Here is a 262-nt window from a genome sequence, read left to right as displayed (position 1 = left end):
GACGCCGAACGGCAAGCTCGATCGCAAGGCGCTGCCGGCGCCGGATGCGCAAGCCTACGCGGCGCGCGGCTACGAGGCGCCGCAGGGCGAAACGGAAGAGACGTTGGCGGCCATCTGGGCCGAGCTGCTCAAGCTGGAGCGGGTTGGACGGCACGACAACTTCTTCGAGCTGGGCGGCCATTCGCTGCTGGCGGTGGCGCTGATCGAGCGCATGCGCCGGGCCGGCGTGCAGACCGACGTGCGTGCGCTGTTCGGCACGCCG

At 71.4% G+C, this 262-nt stretch carries 1 protein-coding gene; it reads left to right on the top strand.

The features are described 5' to 3' along the window. Positions 1-262, top strand: a 262-nt coding sequence (locus tag RUGAMON1_RS32745) for a phosphopantetheine-binding protein (protein WP_445234440.1), incomplete at both ends; no start/stop codon positions are given.

This window comes from Duganella rhizosphaerae (assembly GCF_040364205.1).
GTDB lineage: Bacteria > Pseudomonadota > Gammaproteobacteria > Burkholderiales > Burkholderiaceae_D > Rugamonas > Rugamonas rhizosphaerae.
Note: the sequence above shows the minus strand (reverse complement) of the source record. Positions and strands in the feature narration are given on the sequence as shown.